Origin of the sequence: Streptomyces sp. NPDC057253, from assembly GCF_042669125.1 — a bacterium.
In the GTDB taxonomy this organism is placed as follows: Bacteria; Actinomycetota; Actinomycetes; order Streptomycetales; family Streptomycetaceae; genus Streptomyces.
In genome coordinates, this window is record NZ_JBHUXV010000007.1 from 43,405 (window position 1) to 62,908 (window position 19,504).

At 69.1% G+C, this 19,504-nt stretch carries 9 protein-coding genes; 7 read left to right on the forward strand and 2 right to left on the reverse strand.

The features are described 5' to 3' along the window. Positions 1–337: 337 nt before the first annotated feature. The 4 genes from ACFULQ_RS05545 (at position 338) to ACFULQ_RS05560 (ending at position 15,008) form a co-directional block, all read left to right on the forward strand. Positions 338–6,664 carry a protein kinase gene (locus tag ACFULQ_RS05545; protein WP_383538542.1) on the forward strand — a complete coding sequence of 2,109 codons (6,327 nt, stop codon included), beginning with the start codon at positions 338–340 and terminating at the stop codon, positions 6,662–6,664. A 77-nt stretch (positions 6,665–6,741) separates the two neighbouring features. After that, positions 6,742–9,690, forward strand: coding sequence for a DEAD/DEAH box helicase (locus ACFULQ_RS05550; RefSeq protein WP_383538544.1), 2,949 nt, complete (start codon positions 6,742–6,744; stop codon positions 9,688–9,690). Further along, positions 9,690–13,823: an Eco57I restriction-modification methylase domain-containing protein gene (locus tag ACFULQ_RS05555; RefSeq protein ID WP_383538547.1), complete on the forward strand. Its 4,134-nt coding sequence runs from the start codon at positions 9,690–9,692 to the stop codon at positions 13,821–13,823. The genes ACFULQ_RS05550 and ACFULQ_RS05555 overlap by 1 nt, the downstream gene beginning before the upstream one ends. Before the next feature lie 168 nt (positions 13,824–13,991). Further along, positions 13,992–15,008, forward strand: coding sequence for an EcsC family protein (locus tag ACFULQ_RS05560; RefSeq protein WP_383538549.1), 1,017 nt, complete (start codon positions 13,992–13,994; stop codon positions 15,006–15,008). Positions 15,009–15,059: 51 nt separating this feature from the next. Here the strand turns inward: ACFULQ_RS05560 and ACFULQ_RS05565 are convergent, their stop codons facing one another. Together ACFULQ_RS05565 and ACFULQ_RS05570 are read right to left on the reverse strand one after the other, a co-directional pair. After that, the gene (locus ACFULQ_RS05565; protein WP_383538552.1) at positions 15,060–15,251 is read right to left on the reverse strand and encodes a DUF397 domain-containing protein; all 192 of its coding nucleotides are present in this window, start codon (positions 15,249–15,251) and stop codon (positions 15,060–15,062) included. Continuing rightward, entirely contained in the window at positions 15,248–16,138 is an 891-nt protein-coding gene (locus ACFULQ_RS05570) for a Scr1 family TA system antitoxin-like transcriptional regulator (protein WP_383538555.1), read from the reverse strand. The genes ACFULQ_RS05565 and ACFULQ_RS05570 overlap by 4 nt, the downstream gene beginning before the upstream one ends. 156 nt (positions 16,139–16,294) lie before the next feature. On the opposite strand from ACFULQ_RS05570, the gene ACFULQ_RS05575 reads away from it, so the two are divergent. The 3 genes from ACFULQ_RS05575 (at position 16,295) to grpE (ending at position 19,447) form a co-directional block, all read left to right on the forward strand. Further along, on the forward strand, positions 16,295–16,789 hold the full coding sequence (locus tag ACFULQ_RS05575; RefSeq protein ID WP_383538557.1) for an ATP-binding protein: 495 nt from the start codon (positions 16,295–16,297) through the stop codon (positions 16,787–16,789). Positions 16,790–16,854: 65 nt separating this feature from the next. Continuing rightward, entirely contained in the window at positions 16,855–18,555 is a 1,701-nt protein-coding gene (locus ACFULQ_RS05580) for a hypothetical protein (protein WP_383538560.1), read from the forward strand. Between the two features lie 280 nt (positions 18,556–18,835). Continuing rightward, positions 18,836–19,447: a nucleotide exchange factor GrpE gene (gene grpE, locus ACFULQ_RS05585; protein WP_383538562.1), complete on the forward strand. Its 612-nt coding sequence runs from the start codon at positions 18,836–18,838 to the stop codon at positions 19,445–19,447. Positions 19,448–19,504: the final 57 nt, after the last annotated feature.

Below are 19,504 nucleotides of genomic sequence, written 5' to 3' on the forward strand. Positions count from 1 at the left end.
CCACGAACCTGTCGACCACAGGGCTCACGAGCCGAAAGGATTTGGCCTCAGAGCTTAGGGGATCTTTACCATTCAGGAGATGGCCGGATGCGAGTCCGGAGCTGCGCACATCAGTACGCATCCGGGTACGACCGGTGGTTCTCCAGGACTTTCCCGGGATGCCCGACCGCATGGCGCGGTCGCGAAATCTGCGCCCCGGGAGGCACCGGCCTCTTCCACAGCCAGTCATCCGTTGACAGTGTCAACACAAAGGTGTGATCCTTGTCAACAGGTGAAGGTATACGCTCCTTACGGGATGTACCCACCTTGTGTACGACGGGTGAGACGGGGAGGGCCAGTGAGCTTGGGGACGGTCGGCGGACGCTTTCGGATCACGGGGATCCTCGGTCGCGGCAACATGGGCGAAGTGCACCGGGCCGAGGATCTCCAGGCTGCCCCGGACTCCCCGCACCGGGAGGTCGCGGTCAAGACCGTCCTGCGGGCCCGGACCGGGATCGCCGTCGACGCCTCGGGGTCCGGCAAGGAGATCGACCGCTTCCGCCGTGAAGTGCGGATCATGCGCATGCTCTCCCAGGGGCACCCGAACCTCACCCTGCTGATCGACGGCGGTGTGGACGAGGCACCGGGCGGCAGCGGACTGCCCTATCTGGCCATGGAGTTGCTGGACGGCCATCCGCTCGCCGACCTCATCGACGAAGAACCCCAGCTGCCGGTCTCCTGGGTCGCCGCCCTCGGGGCACAGCTCGCCGCCGGTCTTGCCGCTGCGCACACCGCGGGGGTGGTCCACCGCGATCTGAAGCCGGCCAATGCGATGCTGACCCGCGACGGCACCGTCAAGGTCCTCGACTTCGGTATGGGTTCGGTCGTCGACGACCCTGACCAGACGCGGCTGACCAGTACGGGAGTCAGCGTCGGCACGGCTCGCTACATGGCGCCCGAGCAGTTCCGTGCCGAGCGGGTCTCCGCGTCGGCCGATCTCTACGCGCTCGGCTGCATCCTGTACGAACTGCTGATAGGACGGCCGCCGTTCTCCGCGAGAACCCCCTACGAGCTCTCCGAACAGCATCAGCACGAGCGGCCGCCGCGGCTGACCCTGGTGCGCCCGGATCTGCCCGCCGAGCTGGTCCGGCTGGTGGAGCGCCTCTTGGAGAAGGACGCCGAACTCCGGCCCGACAACGCCGCCTCGGTCCGTGAGGCGCTGGTCCCGCTCGCCTTCGCACCGGACGACACGGCCGCCCTGCTGGCTCCGCACTGGCAGGTCATGGACCCAGTGGCGCGACTGCGCGCCCTCCTCCCCCGGCCCACCCCGACCGCGCCCACACCCGTGCCGCGCAGAGAGCCTCGTCTGCCCGAGGCGATGGACGTCTTCGGCATCCACTCCGATCTGATCAGCGAGTACGAGAGCTTCACCAGGAGCGCGACGGTGATCCGGGACGCGCGTATCGCCGGCTTCGTCGAGGACGATCTGGCGGCGAAGTCCCAGTGGCCCGACCCCTGGTTGTCGCTGAACCCGTTCTTCGCGGACGGCGGTCAGGTCACCGATCTCGTGCGGGACGGCGTGCTCCACCCGAGATGCGCGGAGATCTTCCAGGCCGACAAGAAGGAGAGCTCGCTGCGCCCCGACGGGCGTCCGCTGACCTTCCACCTCCATCAGCGGCAGGCGATCGAGGCCGCGCAGGCGGGCGACTCCTACGTGCTCACCACGGGCACCGGTTCCGGCAAGTCGCTGTCGTACATCGTCCCGATCGTGGACCGGGTGCTGAAGGAACGTCAGGCGGCCGGCCCCGATGCGGCTCGCCGGGTGCGTGCGATCGTCGTCTACCCGATGAACGCGCTCGCCAACTCGCAGTTGGGCGAGTTGGAGAAGTACCTGCGCCACGGCTTCGGAAAGGGCCGGGAGCCGGTCACCTTCGCCCGCTACACCGGTCAGGAGTCCAAGGAGGACCGTCGGGAACTGCGCAAGAACCCTCCGGACATCCTGCTGACCAACTACGTGATGCTGGAGCTGATGCTGACCCGGCCGGACGACAGGTCCAGCCTGATCCGCATGGCCGAGGGGCTGCAGTTCCTCGTCTTCGACGAGCTGCACACCTACCGCGGCCGGCAGGGCGCGGACGTGGCGTTCCTGATCCGCCGGGTGCGTGAGGCCTGCCGTGCGTCCGCGACCCTGCAGTGCATCGGCACCTCGGCGACCATGTCCACCGAGGGCTCCTGGGAGGACCAGCAGCGTGAGGTGGCGAGGGTCGCCGGCCGGTTGTTCGGTACGACGGTGCTGCCGAAGCGGGTCATCGGCGAAACTCTGGTCCGGGCGACCGAGGAGGCCCCCGAAAGCCTGCCCGCCGAGCGGCTTCGGGTGCCGGCTGCGCCCCGCTCGTACGACGCGCTGACGAAGGACCCGCTGGCCCGCTGGGTGGAGTCCCGGTTCGGTCTGGAGCGCGAGGAAGGGACGGAACGGCTGCGGCGCTGTGCCCCGGGCACCGTCGAGGAGGCTGCGACCGAGCTGGCCGCGGCCTCCGGGGTGCCTGAGGAGACCGTGCGGGAGGCGATCCGGACGACCCTGGAGGCGGGCGCGCAGGCCAAGCATCCGGTGACCGAGCGGCCCCTGTTCGCCTTCCGGCTTCACCAGTTCCTCTCCAAGGGCGACACCGTCTTCACGACACTGGAAGATCCGCTGACCCGGCCGCTGACCCGCACCTACCAGCTGGAGCAGCCGGACAGCGACGGCAAGCCGCTGTTCCCGCTGGCGTTCTGCCGTGAGTGCGGCCAGGAGTACCTGACGGTCTGGCGGACGGAGGAGGACGGCGCGTTCCGGTACGAGCCGCGCCGCGACACCTCCGCCTCGGGGGGCCGCGCGGGCGAGGGCTACCTGTACCTGGGCATGCCGGGCGAGGACTACGAGTGGCCGGCCGATCCGCAGAAGGCCGTGGACGACAGGCGGTTGCCGGAGTCCTGGCTGGAGTCGGACGCGCAGGGTGTGACGGTCGTCAAGAAGTCCTACCGGCCCCGGGTGCCCAAGCGGGTCGTCGTGGACGCCCACGGCCACGAGTCCGGCGAGGGGCTGGTGGCGGCGTTCGTCCCGGCACCGTTCCTGTTCTGTGTGCACTGCCAGGTCTCCTACGAGCAGACCCGCGGCCGGGACTTCGCCAAGCTGGCCACCCTGGACCAGGAGGGGCGTTCCTCGGCGACCTCCCTGATCTCCGCGTCGATCGTGAAGTCCCTGCGGGCGGTCCCGGAGGAGAGCCTGGGCAAGGAGGCGCGCAAGCTCCTCGCCTTCGTCGACAACCGGCAGGACGCCTCGCTGCAGGCCGGGCACTTCAACGACTTCGCCCAGGTGACCCAGTTGCGGGGCGCCCTGTACCAGGCCGCGGTGCGGGCCGGTGAGGAGGGACTCAGTCACGACGACCTCGCCGAGGCCGTCACCGAGGTGATGGGTCTGACGCCCGCCGAGTTCACGGACGTCGCGAACCTGACCCCGGCCATGGAGCGCCGGGCCGTGAAGGCCTTCCGGGACGTCGTCGGGTACCGCCTCTACCGCGACCTGGAGCGCGGCTGGCGTATCACGATGCCGAACCTGGAGCAGACGGGGCTGCTCAGGATCGACTACGAGGACCTGGGCTGGCTCGCCGCCAACGACGAGCGCTGGCAGTCCGCGCACGCCGTGCTGCGGGACGCCGATCCGGCGCTGCGCGAGGAGATCGCCCGTACTCTGCTCGACTTCATGCGGCGGGCGCTGGCCATCGACGTCCAGTACTTCCGCGACGACTTCGACACCCTGCAGCGGGCGAGCGAGGAGCGGCTGACCGGAGCATGGGTGCTGAGCGAGAGCGACCGCCCGGCTGTCGGAACCGCCTATCCGTACGGCTCGCGGCCGGGTATGGAGCGCTCCGCGCTGTTCCTGTCGGCCCGCGGCAAGTTCGGCAAGTACCTGCGGCGGAACATGCCCGAGCTGCGCGAGGCTTCCGTCACCCTGGACGACGTCCAGGGCGTCATCGAGGACCTGTTGAAGGTACTGGTCGACGCCGACCTGGTGCGCGAGGTGGACGCGACCCCCGAGCTCTCCGGCCCGGCCTACCGGCGCCGCGCGGCGCAGAAGCGCACCGGTTACCGGGTGTCGGCCGCGGCACTGATCTGGCGGGCCGGGAACGGCGAACGCGGCGCGGTCGACCCGCTCGCGCGCACCTACAGCAGTGGCGAGGGCCCGCGGGTCAACCCGTTCTTCCGCGACCTGTACCGCACCGCGGCCGCCGAACTGGCCGGTCTGTACGCACGCGAGCACACCGCCCAGGTCCTCCCGGAGGACCGGCTGGAGCGCGAGGAGCAGTTCCGCAAGGCCGAACTGCCTCTCCTGTACTGCTCGCCGACGATGGAGCTGGGCGTGGACATCTCCTCGCTCAACGCCGTGCTGATGCGCAATGTGCCGCCGACCCCGGCGAACTACGCGCAGCGCTCGGGCCGCGCGGGCCGTTCCGGTCAGCCCGCGCTGGTGACCACGTACTGCGCGACGGGCAACAGCCACGACCAGTACTACTTCCGCGACTCCCAGAAGATGGTGGCGGGCCAGGTGGCCCCGCCCCGCCTCGACCTGGCCAACGAGGATCTGGTCCGCTCGCATCTGCAGGGCATCTGGCTGGCCGAGACGGAGATGCAGCTCGGCATCGCGATTCCGGAGGTCGTCGACGTCGCCTACGACCCGGACGGGGACGACCGCCCCGATCCACAGATGCCGCTCCCGCTCCGCTCCGAGATCCTCATCCGATCCCTGGACGAGGACGCCCGCAGACGCGCGGCGGCCACCGCCCGTACCGTCCTCGCGCCGCTGATCGCGGACTTCGAGTCGACCACCTGGTGGTACGACGAGTGGATCGAGGACCGGATCGAGCGGGCCCCGCAGGAGTTCGACGCGGCCTTCGACCGGTGGCGCCAGCTGTTCCGGGCCGCCGTCATCGACCAGTACGAGCAGAACAAGCGGGTCGTCGACCACACCCTCACGCAGGGCGAGCAGAGCCGGGCGCGCAGCCGCCGCCGGGAGGCGGAGACCCAGACGAACCTGCTGCTGAACCGCTCCACCGACAGCAAGTCGGTGATGAGCGACTTCAACCCGTACCGCTATCTGGCGTCCGAGGGCTTCCTGCCGGGCTACAGCTTTCCGCGGCTGCCGCTGGCCGCGTACATCCCGCGCTCCGGCAACCGCCGCAACGCCGACGGCGACTATCTGCAGCGCCCCCGGTTCCTCGCGATCCGCGAGTTCGGCCCCGGTGCGCTCATCTACCACGAGGGCGCCCGCTACCAGGTCACGCGGGTGCAGCTGCCGCCGGACGCCTCGGGCGAGCTGGCGACGGCGGAGGCCCGGCGCTGCGACGGCTGCGGCTACCACTACGTCGTCAAGCCCGGCCTCGACCAGTGCGACATGTGCAAGGAGGAGCTGCGCGGCAAGCGCACCGGCCTGCTCCACCTGCACACCGTGTACACCACGCCGCGCGAGCGGATCTCCTCCGACGAGGAGGAGCGCCGCCGGGCCGGTTTCCGGCTGGAGACCTCGTACGCCTTCCAGGACCACGGCGCCCGCAAGGGACGCCTCACCTCGCATGTCGCCGACGGCGACGGGGCGCCCGTCCTCGCCCTGGACTACGGCGACTCCGCGACCGTGCGCATCACCAACCTCGGCCGCGTCCGCGATAAGGAGGGCGAGCCGGACGGCTACTGGCTGGACCTCGGCGACGGCCGCTGGCTCAACGACCGGGCCGCCGCCGACGCCATCGAGGGCACCGGCATGCCGGTGGTCGACGAGGACGGCAACGAGAAGCGCCGCAAGAAGCGGGTCCTGCCCTTCGTGGAGGACCGCCGCAACATTCTCGTGGTCACCCTGGAGGAGCCGCTGCCCGAGCCGGTGGCGTGGTCGTTCCTGTACGCGCTGGAGCGGGGCATCGAGGCGGCGTTCGAGCTGGAGGACTCCGAGCTGACCGCGGAGCTGCTCCCGCCGGACGAGGGACCGCGCCGCCGCATGCTGTTCACGGAGGCCGCCGAGGGCGGCGCCGGTGTACTGCGCCGGATCCAGCACGAGAAGGACGCCCTCGCCAAGGCCGCGAAGACCGCCCTGGAGATCTGCCACTTCGACCCGGACACCGGTGAGGACGAGGGCGGGCCGACGGACGGCGAGAGGTGCGCCCGCGGCTGCTACGCCTGTCTGCTGACCTACGGCAACCAGACGCACCACCGCCAGCTGAGCCGGCACGCGGCCCAGCCGCTGCTGCTGCGCCTGTCCGAGGCGCGCACCGAGCGGGAGGACCGCGGCGAGTCCCGCAGTGAACGGTTCCGCAGGCTGGCCCCCGCGAGCACCTCGCCGACCCCGGTGGAGGCGGATCTGGCGGCGCTGGTCGCGCAGGGCGATCTGCTCGGCTGGCTGAGGGCGAAGGGCTACCGGCTGCCGGACGAGGTGAGCGTCCTCGTCCCGGAGGCCGGGGCCTGCCCGGACCTCGTCTTCCGGCTGGACGGCGCCAACCTCGCCGTGTTCGTCGACCTCCCGGACCGCGCCCCCGACTCCACCCGCGACATCGAGGCCGGGTACCGCCTGGAGGACGCCGGCTGGGACGTCGTGCGCTTCCCGACGGACGCCGACTGGGACACCATCGCGGACACCAACGCCCTCTACTTCCACCTCCGTTGACCGCACCACCTCCGTTGTCCGCCTCAGCGGCTCCCGGCCTTGACGACCTTCACGACCTTTAGAAACCGAGACATCTCATGAGCCTCACGTACACAGCCGGCTCCCTGGTCGCCGCCCGGGGCAGGGAATGGGTGGTGCTGCCCGAGAGCGCCTCCGACATGCTCGTGTTGCGCCCTCTGGGCGGGAGCGAGGACGACATCGCGGCCGTCTTCCCCGCCTTCGAGGACGTACGGCCGGCCGAGTTCGCGGCGCCAAGCCCGACCGACCTGGGCGATCAGCGGGCCGCCGGTCTGCTGCGCACGGCGCTGCGCATCGGGTTCCGGTCGGGTGCGGGCCCCTTCCGCTCGCTGGCGTCGATCGCGGTGGAGCCCAGGGCCTACCAGCTGGTTCCGCTGCTGATGGCGCTGCGGCAGCGCACGGTGCGGCTGCTGATCTCGGACGACGTCGGCATCGGCAAGACGGTCGAGGCCGGCCTGATCGCCAAGGAGCTGCTCGCGCAGGGCGAGGCGACCCGGCTGGCGGTGCTGTGCTCCCCCGCGCTGGCCGAGCAGTGGCAGGGTGAGCTGCGGGAGAAGTTCGGCATCGACGCCGAGCTGGTCCTGGCCTCCACGGTGACGCGGCTCGAACGCGGCCTGGAGCTGGGCCAGTCCCTGTTCGACAAGCATCCGTACACGATCATCTCGACGGATTTCATCAAGTCGACCCGGCACCGCGAGGACTTCGTACGGAACTGCCCCGACCTGGTGATCGTCGACGAGGCCCACAGCTGCGTGGCCGCCGACGACGCCGGGCAGGGCACCGCCTCGTCCTCCTCCAACCAGCTCCGCTACGAGCTGCTGCGCCGGGTCTCCGCCGACGCCGACCGCCACCTGCTTCTGCTGACCGCGACCCCGCACTCCGGCAAGGAGTCCGCGTTCCGCAACCTGCTCGGCCTGGTGCGGCCCGAGCTCGCGACGCTGAACCTGGAGACCCCGGCGGGGCGCGCAAAGCTCGCCGAGTACTTCGTGGCCCGCAAGCGCGCCGACGTCCGCACCTACCTCACCAAGGAGGACGGCCTCAGCGACGACTCTCTGGCCGAGCGCACCGCGTTCCCGTCCGACCGGTGGACGAAGGACGAGCCGTACAAGCTCAGCCCCGCCTACCGGGCCCTGCTCGACGATGCCATCGCCTACGCCAGGGACCGCGTGCAGGCCGCCGGTGAGCAGGGCAAGCGGGAGGCCCGGGTCGCCTGGTGGTCGGTGATCGCGCTGCTGCGCTCCATGGTCTCCTCCCCGGCCGCCGCCGCGCAGACTCTGAAGACCCGCTCGGAGTCCGCAGCCGCCCGCACCGCACTGGAGGCGGACGTGCTGGGCGCACCGGTCGCCGCCGACTCCGCCGAGAACGACCGTCTGGAGGGTATGGACGTCGCGCCGGGTGCCGCCGAGTCGGAGGAGGCGGGAGCCCGGCTGCTCGAACTCTCGCAGCGAGCCTCAGAGTTGGTAGGCCCGGCGGAGGACGCGAAGCTGAAGGCGCTCACCAAGCACCTGAAGAGCCTGATCGCCGAGGGCTACCACCCGATCGTCTTCTGCCGTTACATCCCGACCGCCGAGTACCTGGCCACCCAACTCGACGGCAAGCTCGGCAAGAAGACGAAGATCGCCGCGGTGACCGGTACCCTCTCCCCGCAGCAGCGACTGGAGCGCATCGAGCAGCTCGCCGCCGAATCCGCCGAGGAAGCGGGCGATCCCGCCGTCCGCCGCGTGCTGATCGCCACCGACTGCCTCTCCGAGGGCGTCAACCTCCAGCACCACTTCGACGCCGTCGTCCACTACGACCTGGCCTGGAACCCGACCCGCCACGACCAGCGCGAGGGCCGCGTCGACCGGTACGGCCAAAAGCGCGACCAGGTCAGGGTCATCACCATGTTCGGCGAGGACAACGGCATCGACGGCAAGGTCCTTGAGGTGCTGTTCGCCAAGCACCGGCAGATCAAGAAGGACCTCGGCATCTCGGTCTCCGTCCCCGACGAGACGGCTTCCGGGGTGACGGACGCCGTCGTCGAGTGGCTGCTGCTGCACGGCCGTCAGGGCAGCCAGGAGAGCCTGTTCGAGCTCGAAAGCCACCAGGAGTCCTTCGACCGCATCGAGCGCGAGTGGTCCTCGGCCGCCGAGCGGGAGAAGACCTCCCAGTCCAAGTACGCCCAGCGCAGCATCCACCCGGAGGAGGTGGCCCGCGAGGTCGCCGCCGTACGGGCCGCGCTCGGCGGCGCCGACGAGGTGCGCGACTTCGCCCTGGAGGCGCTGCGCGACCTGGACGCCGTGGTCCGCGAACCGCGTGACGGGAGCGGAGACTTCACCGCCCAGGCCGGTGGCGCTCCCGCCGGCCTGCGTGACGCGCTCGCCGCCACCCTGGGCGGGCGGCTGATCGAGGAGGACCGGGAGATCCCGTTCCGTACGACACCGGCGGTCGGCCGGGGCGAGGCCGCGCTGGTCCGCACCGACCCGGCGATCGGCGCGATCGCCTCGTACGTCCTGGACTCGGCGCTCGACGCGAACACCCCGGGCCCACGCCCGGCGCGCCGCTGCGGTGTGGTGACGACGGACGCGGTGACGATCCGCACGACACTCCTGCTCGTCCGCTACCGCTTCCACCTCACGCTGCCGTCCCGCACCGGCGAGCGGCAACTGGTCGCGGAGGACGCCCGGTTGCTCGCGTACGAGGGGATGCCGTCGCGTGCCCGCTGGCTGGACGACGAGGCGGCCGCCGCGCTGCTGGCCGCGCGCGCCAGTGCCAACACCCACGAGCAGCTCACCCGCAACCAGATCGGCCGCGCACTGGACGGCCTGCCGGATCTGGCCGGGCATCTCACGGAGTACGGCACGAGCCTGGCCGCCGAACTCGACGCCTCGCACCGCCGCGTGCGCAAGGCCAACGAGGAGATCGTCCGCGGCCTGAAGGTCGTCCCGCAGGAGCCCGCCGACGTCCTCGGAGTGTACGTCTACCTGCCGCAGCAGCCCGCTTCTACTGTGTCCGGAGCCGAAGCCTGATGCCCGTCACCGCCACCCGCACCGCCCTGGCCTTCACCGCCGTCACCACGGTCGGCGGGCTGCTCCCCGCCGACATGCTGCTGCGCATCGCCGAGGCGCGGAACCTGCCGGGCACCAAGTCCGCCGACTACGGCCTGCCTGCCTCGGTTCCCGTACGCGATGAGGCCGAGCGCGCCTGGGAGTACCTCAAGCCGCTCTGGCGTGCCCTGCGCAAGGCCCTTCCCTCGGACCCGAACACCGGGGCGCCCGCCGCCGACCCGACGGGCCGGGCCGGTACCGACTGGCTCGCGCAGCTCTTCCGCAAGCTGGACTTCGGTGCGCTGACGGAGGTCGACGCGGCGGGTATCCCGGCCGACTCGGAGCCGGAGAAGCGGTTCCCGGTGTCACACCGGCACGGCCCGGCCCTGGTCCACCTGATCCCGTGGAACCAGGAGTTGGACAAGCGCCCGGCGGCGGGACAGGTCCCGGCACAGTCGATGCTCCAGGACTGCCTGAACCGCACGGAGGCCCACCTGTGGGCGGTCCTCACCAATGGCCGACGTCTGCGTCTGCTGCGCGACTCGTCGTCTTTTTCTACGGCCGCCTACGTCGAGTTCGACCTGGAGGCGCTGTTCGACGGTGAGCTGTTCAGCGAGTTCGTGCTGCTGTACAGCCTGCTGCACGCGTCGCGGTTCGCGGTGCCGGAGGGGGCGGCGGCTTCGGGGTGCTGGCTGGAGAAGTGGCGTACGGAGGCCGTGACTTCGGGGGCGCGTGCTCTGGATCAGCTGCGGCTGGGGGTGCAGAACGCGCTGACGGTGCTGGGTACCGGGTTCCTTCGGCACCCGGAGAATGTCCGGCTGCGGGAGGATGTCGATCCCAAAGCGCTTCGGGATGCGTTGCTGCGGCTGGTGTACCGACTGCTGTTCGTGTTCGTCGCGGAGGACCGTGGGGCGCTGCTCGACCCGGAAGCCGGCGAGCGGCAGCGGGAGGCGTACGAGCGGTACTTCTCGTCGGCGCGGTTGCGGGAGCGGGCGCGGCGGCGTCAGGGGACGGCTCATGGTGATCAGTACGAGGCGCTGCGGATCGTTCTTGACGCGCTGGGGACGGAGGGGGGTCGGCCGGAGCTGGGGTTGCCTGGGCTTGGTGGGTTGTTCTCCCAGAGGGAGGCCGATGCGCCGCTCGATGGGCTGAAGTTGTCCAACGAGTCGTTGCTCTCGGCCGTTCGGCACCTGGCGCAGGTGCGCGATGTGGGGGCGCGGCGGTGGCGGGCCGTTGACTATCGGCATCTGGATGCCGAGGAGTTGGGCTCGGTGTACGAGTCCCTGCTGGAGCTGGAGCCGAAGCACTCCGCCACGGATCGGTCGTTCGAGTTGATCGAGGTGGCGGGGAACAGCCGTAAGACGACGGGGAGTTACTACACGCCGTCGTCGCTGATCGAGTGCCTGCTGGATACGACGCTGGACCCGGTGATAGACGATGCGGTCAAGCGGGGCGGGAAGCGGGCTGCTGAGGCTGGGCGTCCTGATCCGGCGGATGACATCGTGGCTGAGCTGCTTTCGCTGACGGTGTGTGACCCTGCCTGTGGGTCCGGGCACTTCCTTGTCGCTTCGGCTCGGCGTATCGCCAAGCGGGTGGCGTCGGTGCGGGAGCGGAACCCTGAGCCGACCGTTGATGCGATGCGGCATGCGTTGCATGAGGTTGTGGCGAGGTGCATCTATGGCGTTGACCTCAACCCGATGGCTGTGGAGTTGGCGAAGGTCTCGCTGTGGATCGAGGCGATGGAACCGGGCAAGCCGCTCGGGTTCCTGGACGCCCATGTGAAGCAGGGGAACGGCTTGATCGGAGCGACGCCGAAACTGTTGGCGGACGGTGTTCCGGATGAGGCGTTCAAGCCGATCGAGGGGGACGATCGGAAGTACGCGGCGGGGCTCGTTAAGCGGAACAAGGCTCAGCGGGGTGGGCAGGACGAGCTGCTGTTCGACACGGATGCGTTGCCGGGCAACGAGCGGTACGCCGCTGAGCTCGCGCGTATTGTTGCGGCGCCCGCCGATCTTCTGGAGCAGGTTCGGGCACAGGAGTCTGCCTACAAGGCTTACACCGAGTCGGCCGCGTACGTGCAGGACCTGCATGCCGCCGACGCGTGGTGCGCTGCGTTTGTGTGGCCCAAGCAGGAGGGTGCGCCAGAGGCGCCTACCGATCAGGTGTTTCGGGCGTTGCGGGGGCGGGATCAGTCTGCGGTTCCGGATGACACGCACGAGTGCATTCTGCGGCTGCGGGATCAGTACAGCTTCTTTCACTGGCATCTGGAGTTCCCCGAGGTCTTCTTCGTCCCGGAGTCCGGCGCAGGAATCCAGCCGGAAACAGGGTGGGCTGGAGGGTTTGACGTAGTAGTAGGAAACCCTCCGTGGGAAAGCGTGAACTTTCCAGAGACGGAATTCTTTGCGGTGCGCGCTCCGGAAATTGCGGCAACCAACAACACAGCTGCCCGTAAGAAGAAAATTCGAGAACTCAAGGAAAACCCGGAGACCACTCACCTGTACAGCAGCTACGAGCACGCTAAGCGTAAGGTCTACGGTGAAAGCCACTTCTGGCGCGCTTCAGGTCGCTACCCGCTAACCGGGCAGGGCAATCTTAACCTCTACGCACTCTTTACTGAGGGCGACCGCATCCTCACGTCTAGCCGCGGTCGAACTGGCGTCATCATTCCAACCGGCATCGCGACAGACGCACGTACTCAGTACTTCTTCAAGGACGTCGTCACGAAGGGCCACCTCGTGACTCTATACGGTTTCGAAAATGAGGAAAAGGTCTTCCCCAGCGTCCACCACAGCATGAACTTCGCCCTATTCTGCATGGCAGGATCCGGCTCCCCGGAAACCTCCATCTCATTCGCCTTCCGCGTCCGCCAAGTAGCCCAGATCCCTGAACGTGTCTACACCCTGACCGGCCACGATATCCAGCTCCTCAATCCGAACACCGGCACCTGCCCGGTCTTTCGCAGACGCCGCGACGCCGAGATCACCATTGGCATCTACCGCCGAGTTCCCGTCCTAATCAACGATGCAAAGGGGGCGGACGGGAACCCATGGGATCTCTCATTCATGACCATGTTCCATATGTCACATGAGTCGCACCTTTTCCGTCCCAATGTCCAGAATGGCGAGACCTTCGACGATCTCCTCAACAGCGGTTGGCGTCTCAACGGAAACGTACTGGTCCGCGGCACCGAACGACTCCTCCCTCTGTACGAAGCTAAGATGCTCCACCACTATGACCACCGCTTCTCTACGTATGAGAACGCCACAGAGAAACAACTAGCCGTGGGCACTCTTCCCCGCTTCACGCTGGATCGGCATCAGGACGCATCCGCTGTCCCCCTTCCCCGATACTGGGTTTCAGAAAAGGACATTCCTACCGGCGAGTTCGATGAAAAGACTGGCGAGGAAATCAAGGAAGCGGGCATCGCCACTCGCCTGGCTAGGAGAGGGTGGGATCGGGATTGGCTGCTTGGATGGCGGGATATCACAAACACGAGTAACGAACGGACTACTATCTCGTTCGTCTTCTCCCGGTCCGGAGTCGGCAACAAGGTCCCCATCATGACTTCGAGCCTTCCCGCAGCTACTCTCGGATCACTTATCGCCTGCCAGTCTTCCTTCGCACACGACTTTGCGAGTCGACAAAAGGTCGGCGGAATCACAATGAATTTCTTCATCGTGCGGCAGTTGCCCACCCCCACCCCCGCTCAACTGACCCCCCATTTGGGTTCGATCACCCCCCGCCTTCTCGAACTCACCTACACCGCCACCGACATGACCGCGTTCGCCCGCGACCTTGGTGACACCGGCGCCCCGTTCCGCTGGGACGAGGACCGCCGTGTAGTCATCCGTGCCGAGCTGGACGCCCTCTTTTTCCACCTCTACGGGATCGACCGCGACGACACCGCCTATATCCTGGACACCTTCAATGTCACCCGCGACAACGACGTGAAGGCGCATGGCGAGTACCGCACCAAGAACCTGATCCTCGCCGAATACGACCGCATGGCCGCCGCTGGCCTCACCATCGAGAACCCTCTGGCCGAGGGCGAGTCCGGCACCTACCGCTCCACCCTCATGCCACCCCCCGGCCAGGGCCCCAGGCACCCCGCCTGACAGCACGTCACCCCGTCGAGCAGATGGTCCTGGACCGGGCTCGCTCCAGGACCTAACCGCTGCCTGAACCCGTACAACACACCGCAGGCTTCACGCTGCGGCTTCACTCACGCGCCGACGGCCAGCCCATCGTGGGCCCAGCCATCACAGTCGAACCGGAGAATCACGATGAGCACGGACGCCGACCACCTCCTCGACGGCATACCCGCGATGAGCAAGTACGACGAGCAGGTATGGGCCACGCTCAACGACCACTGGCAGCGCCGCAACAACCGCCGCGGCCTGCCGAACTGGGCAAGCACAGCGCTGAGTCGCACTAGCGAGGCAGCCGGGAAGGCGACCAGAAAGGTCGCGGACGCCGTCCCGGACGCTGTCGCGGAACCCATGCGGCGCGCGGGCGACGCGGTCGCCGACAAGGCCCTGCGACCGGCGCTCGCGGGCGCTGCGGCGCTGCTCGACCTCGTCAACGAGTCGGCCAGGGAGCTCAACGACCCGAAAAACGTCGAGAAACTCGCCCGCAAGCAGGGTCTCGAACTCGAAAGCTTCACCGAACTGCGGAAGCAGGAACTCAAGTTCTGCGACCGGCTGCTGACCCGCAACACCCTCAAGTGGCGCACCGCAGGCGCCTTCGAAGGCGGCGCCATGGGCGTGCTGGCGTTGGTCCCCGTCGCCGGGATCCCCGCCGCGATGACGGCGGACATCCTCGTCGTCCAGGTACTGAGCACGTCGATCGCCTCGCGGATCGCGTACTCCTACGGCTACGACGCCAAAGACCCCGACGAGCAGCTCTTCATCCAACGCCTGGTACGCCGGTCCTTCATGGCGCAGGCGGCGAAGGCCGAGCCCTTGCGTGACACAGCACGGGCAGCGCACGCTCTCAAGGGACGCGTCAACTGGTCGCAAAAGCTCCGCCAGGACCATCGCCTCGTGGCCGCCCTGGAGAAGCTGATGCAGCAGCTCGGCCCGGCCGGCTCCAGAGTGCCGGTGCAGAACGTCGCCAAGGTCGTACCGTTCGTGGGAATTGTCGTCGGTGCGGGCATGAATGCCGCAATCCTCGGCAGGGTGGCCGCCGACGCCCAGCGGTACTGTCAGACCCGGTTCCTGTGCGAGAAGTACGGCCTGCCGCTACCGGCCGCACTGGCGACCGACGACGAGGACGACGACCCCCAGGTCGACGCCCCGTGAGTGCTGCGGTGGCGCCTGATCAAAGCGCCACCAACGCGTGGACCACTCCGCTCAGGCGTGGTCCACGAACCGCACGAACGACCGCCAGCCCTCACGGCCAACCGCAAAGGCGGGGCGGCTCACGTCCTTGGAGTCCCTTACGTGGACGGCTTGTTCGGCGATCGCGATCTCTACGCAGCTGTCGCCCTCACTGCCGCTGTAGCTGGACTTGAACCAGGCCTGTCCCGTCGCACCGCTGCTCATAGCTCTCCTCGCAGTCGCTCCAGCAGGTCCCGGGATTCCTTCGGGTTCAGGGCCTGCGAGCGCAGTGTGTCATAGCGCTGGCAGAGCACACTCACCTCTTTCGGGTCGGAGATCAGTCGCCCGTTCTTCTGCCCCTCGGAGTATCCGAGCCGCCGCCCCTCTGATGTCTCCAACACCTGCACCGGCCCATCCAGACACGCATGCAACCCGGCATCCCACGGCACCACCTGAAGCGTCACATTCCGCGGCGCACTGCGCTCCAGCACATGGTCGAAGAGCTCCTGCATCGCCTCCGCCTCCCCAAACCGCCGCCGGAACACATGCTCCTCAACGATGAAGCTGAACGGTACCTTCGGCCGCTCCCGCATCATCACCTGCCGATCCATCCGCGCCCCGAGTTGCGCCTCCAACTCCTCATCCGTACGCAACGGGATCGTGCCCTCGAACACCGCCCGCGCATACGCCTCCGACTGCAACAACCCCGGCACCAGCCGACACTCATACGTACACAGACTCACCGCCGCCCGCTCCAGCCGAGCCCACCGCCGGAACCACGCCGCCAACCCCACCTCCCCCCGGCTCAAATGACGCGCAGCCCTCCGCAACGCACCCGTGTTGCCGGTCGCCTCCTCCGCCCGCTCCACGAACGCCTCGTCCGGCATCCGACGCCCCAACTCCACCGATTCAACGGTGTGTTTGGAGTACTGGACGATCGCGGCCAGCTCCTCCCGGCTCAGCCCCGCGTGTTCCCGCAACGCCTGGACGACCGCCCCGAACGTACGCAGACTGTCGGAGGGGTGGGGTTCCTTCTCCCACTCCCCCGCCGGACTCGTCCGGGCGGCCCCAACCCCCGCAGCCGTCTCCGCCTCCGCCTCGACGATGTCCATTCGCCGCCCCTCTCTCCAGCCCTCGGGCCCGCACACGATCAGCACCCAGCGTGACGTCGGAAGAGACGTACTGTCCACTCTGCGTGCCCGTACGCTGACTCCGCGTACGGGGTGCCACGCTCGCAACAGCCCCCGCACTCCCGTCACGCTGGCTCCATGAACCAACCCCCATCCCAACTCACCACCCCCTCCCTCACCTTCACGCAGCTGCTCTCGTCCACCCCGCGCGGCGCTCGCCTCGCCCGGCTGCTCAGCGTGAGCCAGCTGCGGTCCTGGGACGCCCCGCACGACCTCACGGAGCGTGCCGAGATTGTCGTCGCGGAGCTCACCGCAAACGCCGTACTCCACGGGCGCCTGCCCGGTCGTAGCTTCCGGCTGACCCTCGTGTTCGACGCCCCGGCCGGCCGACTCCGCATCGACGTCACCGATGCACGCGGCGACAGAGACCCGCAGCCCCGTCCCGCGACCGCCGCCTCCTCCGACACGGCACTCCACACCGACGGACGCGGCCTCGCCCTGGTCGCCGCGATCGCCGACCACTGGGAGACGCTGCCCCACCCACCCAGCGGCAAGACCGTGCGAGCCGAACTGGTCGGTCCGGCCCGAGAGGCGTCCGACGAGAACCAGCCAACCCGCCTGATCACGCGTTGACGTTGCCAACACGTCTCCTTACGGTGGTCCCTTGTAGGGCGGGGGATCATGGGGGACTACAGACCGTGCAGGGGAAAGACACCGGCGAACCCGACCGGACCGTCACGGCACACGGTCTCCTGCTGGATGCCGAACATGCCTTTCTGCGTGCGGAGTTCCGCCTTGTACGGCCACTACTCCAGCGGTTCCAGAACGAGTTCGGCACGTCGTCCGACACCGACGACACCTCGATGCGTCACGCCGTTCTCCGCGCCGCCCTGGCCGCTCGTGCGGGGAACTGGCCGGAGGCGGCCCGATGGTGCCCCGACAGAGACGACCTCGGCTGGGCCGACACAGACATCGTCCACTCCCTTGCGGTGAGTGCCCTGCGCAGGCTGAGCGAAGAGGGACGGCACGCCGAAGCCAGTACCGCCGCGCTCGCGATCGTTCTATGGGCACACCTCCTGGACGAGGAGGATCTGAGCGACTTCCACGGGCTCCTCAGCGAACGGCGCGACACCCCCGTACCCGAGGAGCTCTGGGAGGAAGCCCGCCACCACCTGCACGGACGCATCGCCGACCTGCTGCACGCCCTGGACGTCCGAGCCGGCCGCGACGCCCTCGCCGCTTGGCGGACGGCGTGGGAGGCAGAGTGCGACGGCATCGACCCTGTCGTCATTCCCTCGGCCGCCGACCCCGACAGTCTCATCCCCCTCGGGCTCGCTGCCGGTCATCTCGTACGGCACGGCCGCCGTATCGACCTCCTCGACGCCTACACCGCGCGCCATCCCGACACGACCGCATGGACCGTGGACGCACCCGATCACCGTGCCTGCGCCGACGCGCTGGCCCAGGCTCTGGCAGGCCGGGGCCAGGACCGAGTGCGGGCCGGTGAGTGGACCTCGGCGCTCTCGGACTTCAGCACGGCGGCGCGGCTCGGACGCACCCTCGGGGCCAAGGAGGAGCAGGCCGTCCTGCGCGCTGCGGCGAACGTCGGGCGGACCAACACCGGTCGCGGCAACTCGCCCGTCACGCGGATCCAGGGCCTCGACCTGGCCCATGCCCTCCTGCCGCAGGACACCTCCCTAGGCGCCGAGTTGACCGCCGAGCTGGTGCGTCAGGGCCGCAGAGTTTTCAAGAGCGACCCGGCGCAGAGCCGTAGGCGTTTCGCGCGCGCCCTGGAGGTGACGCCCGGAGACCCGGACGCCCGGTCGGGCCTCGACGACCACCTGAGAGCGGACCTCGATCGGGGCGACAAGCTCCGCGTCGACGACGTGCAGGGGCTGCTCGAGAGGGACCCGGAATGCGTACCGGCCCGGAAATGGCTCGGGGACCACTACGCGGAACTGGCGATGGCCGCAACCCCCGCCCCTGACGACACCCGCAGCACCCTGGAGCGCCGCGTCGAACTGCTGAGCCTGGCCGTGGACATCGCGGACCCTGCCCGGAACAGCCGGGTCAGGGAGCAACTGGACACCGCCGTTCTCCTGCTCGCGGAGTACCTGGAAGTCACCGTGTCCCCGTCGGACGTCATCGACCTGTTCCTCCGGGATCTGCTGCGGACCGGTGTGAGTGCCCGTTTCGATCAGACCGTGGAATCCGCCTACTTGAACCGGGCCCGGGAACGCGAACGGGCCGGCGATCCGGGCGGGGCGCGGCGCGACCGCGCGTGCGCGGAGCGGATCGGGGCCGGGCTGCCCGCCCAAGGCCTGCTCTTCGGCCCCAGCCCCGGACCCCACGCCCGCGGACGCGGTCGTGACGACACCGGACAGGAAGCTCTCTTTTGACCACCGACGCATCCGCCGCCCCGGACCGCGGGGGCAGCGAACTCCCCCCGATCCCCTGGTTCGGCCCCACGCTTCACGAACTCGTGCCGGTCATCGCGCCAGGCACCCGCCCCCTGCCTCTACGCAGGCAGGCGGCACAAGCGCTGGCCAAGGCCCGACAGGATCCGGTCAGGCACGGGCTCATCGAGCGCGCCGACCAAGCCTCTCGCAGTCCCGTCGCCGCACTCGTCGCCGAAATGCTCACCCCTCCCTTGCCCCCGCAAGCCTCCGAGGAGCGTCCGTGACCGAGTCCGCCCCGGCCGTACCCACCGGCCCGCCGTCCGAACTCGACAAGCTGCGGCGCCGGGTCGAGGCGTTGTCCCGCAAGCGCGACGAGGCCGAGGCCCGACTGCGCGACCTGCTGACCGCGCTGCTGCCGCTGGACGATGTCCTCGCGGACACGAGCCGCCGGACCGGTGCCCTGCACGAGGCGCGGTCCCCACGTGAGGCGGTCTCCGCCGCGATCGCGCTGAGCGAGCAGGTCGACGCGGCGCACCGGATGCTGCGCAGCGAGTTGGCCGATCACGACGTCGTCCCGGTGGACGTGGTGGGCCGGGTCGTCGATCCGGCGGAGATGCGCGTCGTCGGTAAGGAACCGCATCCGACCTGGCCGGAAGGCACGGTACTCAGGGAGAAGCTCACCGGCTTCCGCCTGGGCGGCGCCGTCCTGCGAGTCCCACGGGTGGTCATCGCCGTGCCTGGACCGGCACCGGAGCCCGACCCCGAACCATCGGTCACGATCGCCGCTCCAGGTGGCAAGCGAACGCAGCCACAGCGCACCACCCGCTCCCAACGGCTCCGCCTGCCACGCAAGCCCTCGGCCGGACGCGGACGCCGCTCGCGCCGTACCTGACCCGACCCACCAGTACCGCACCGCCCCGTTCGCCTTCGACGCTCCAAGACGATCAGG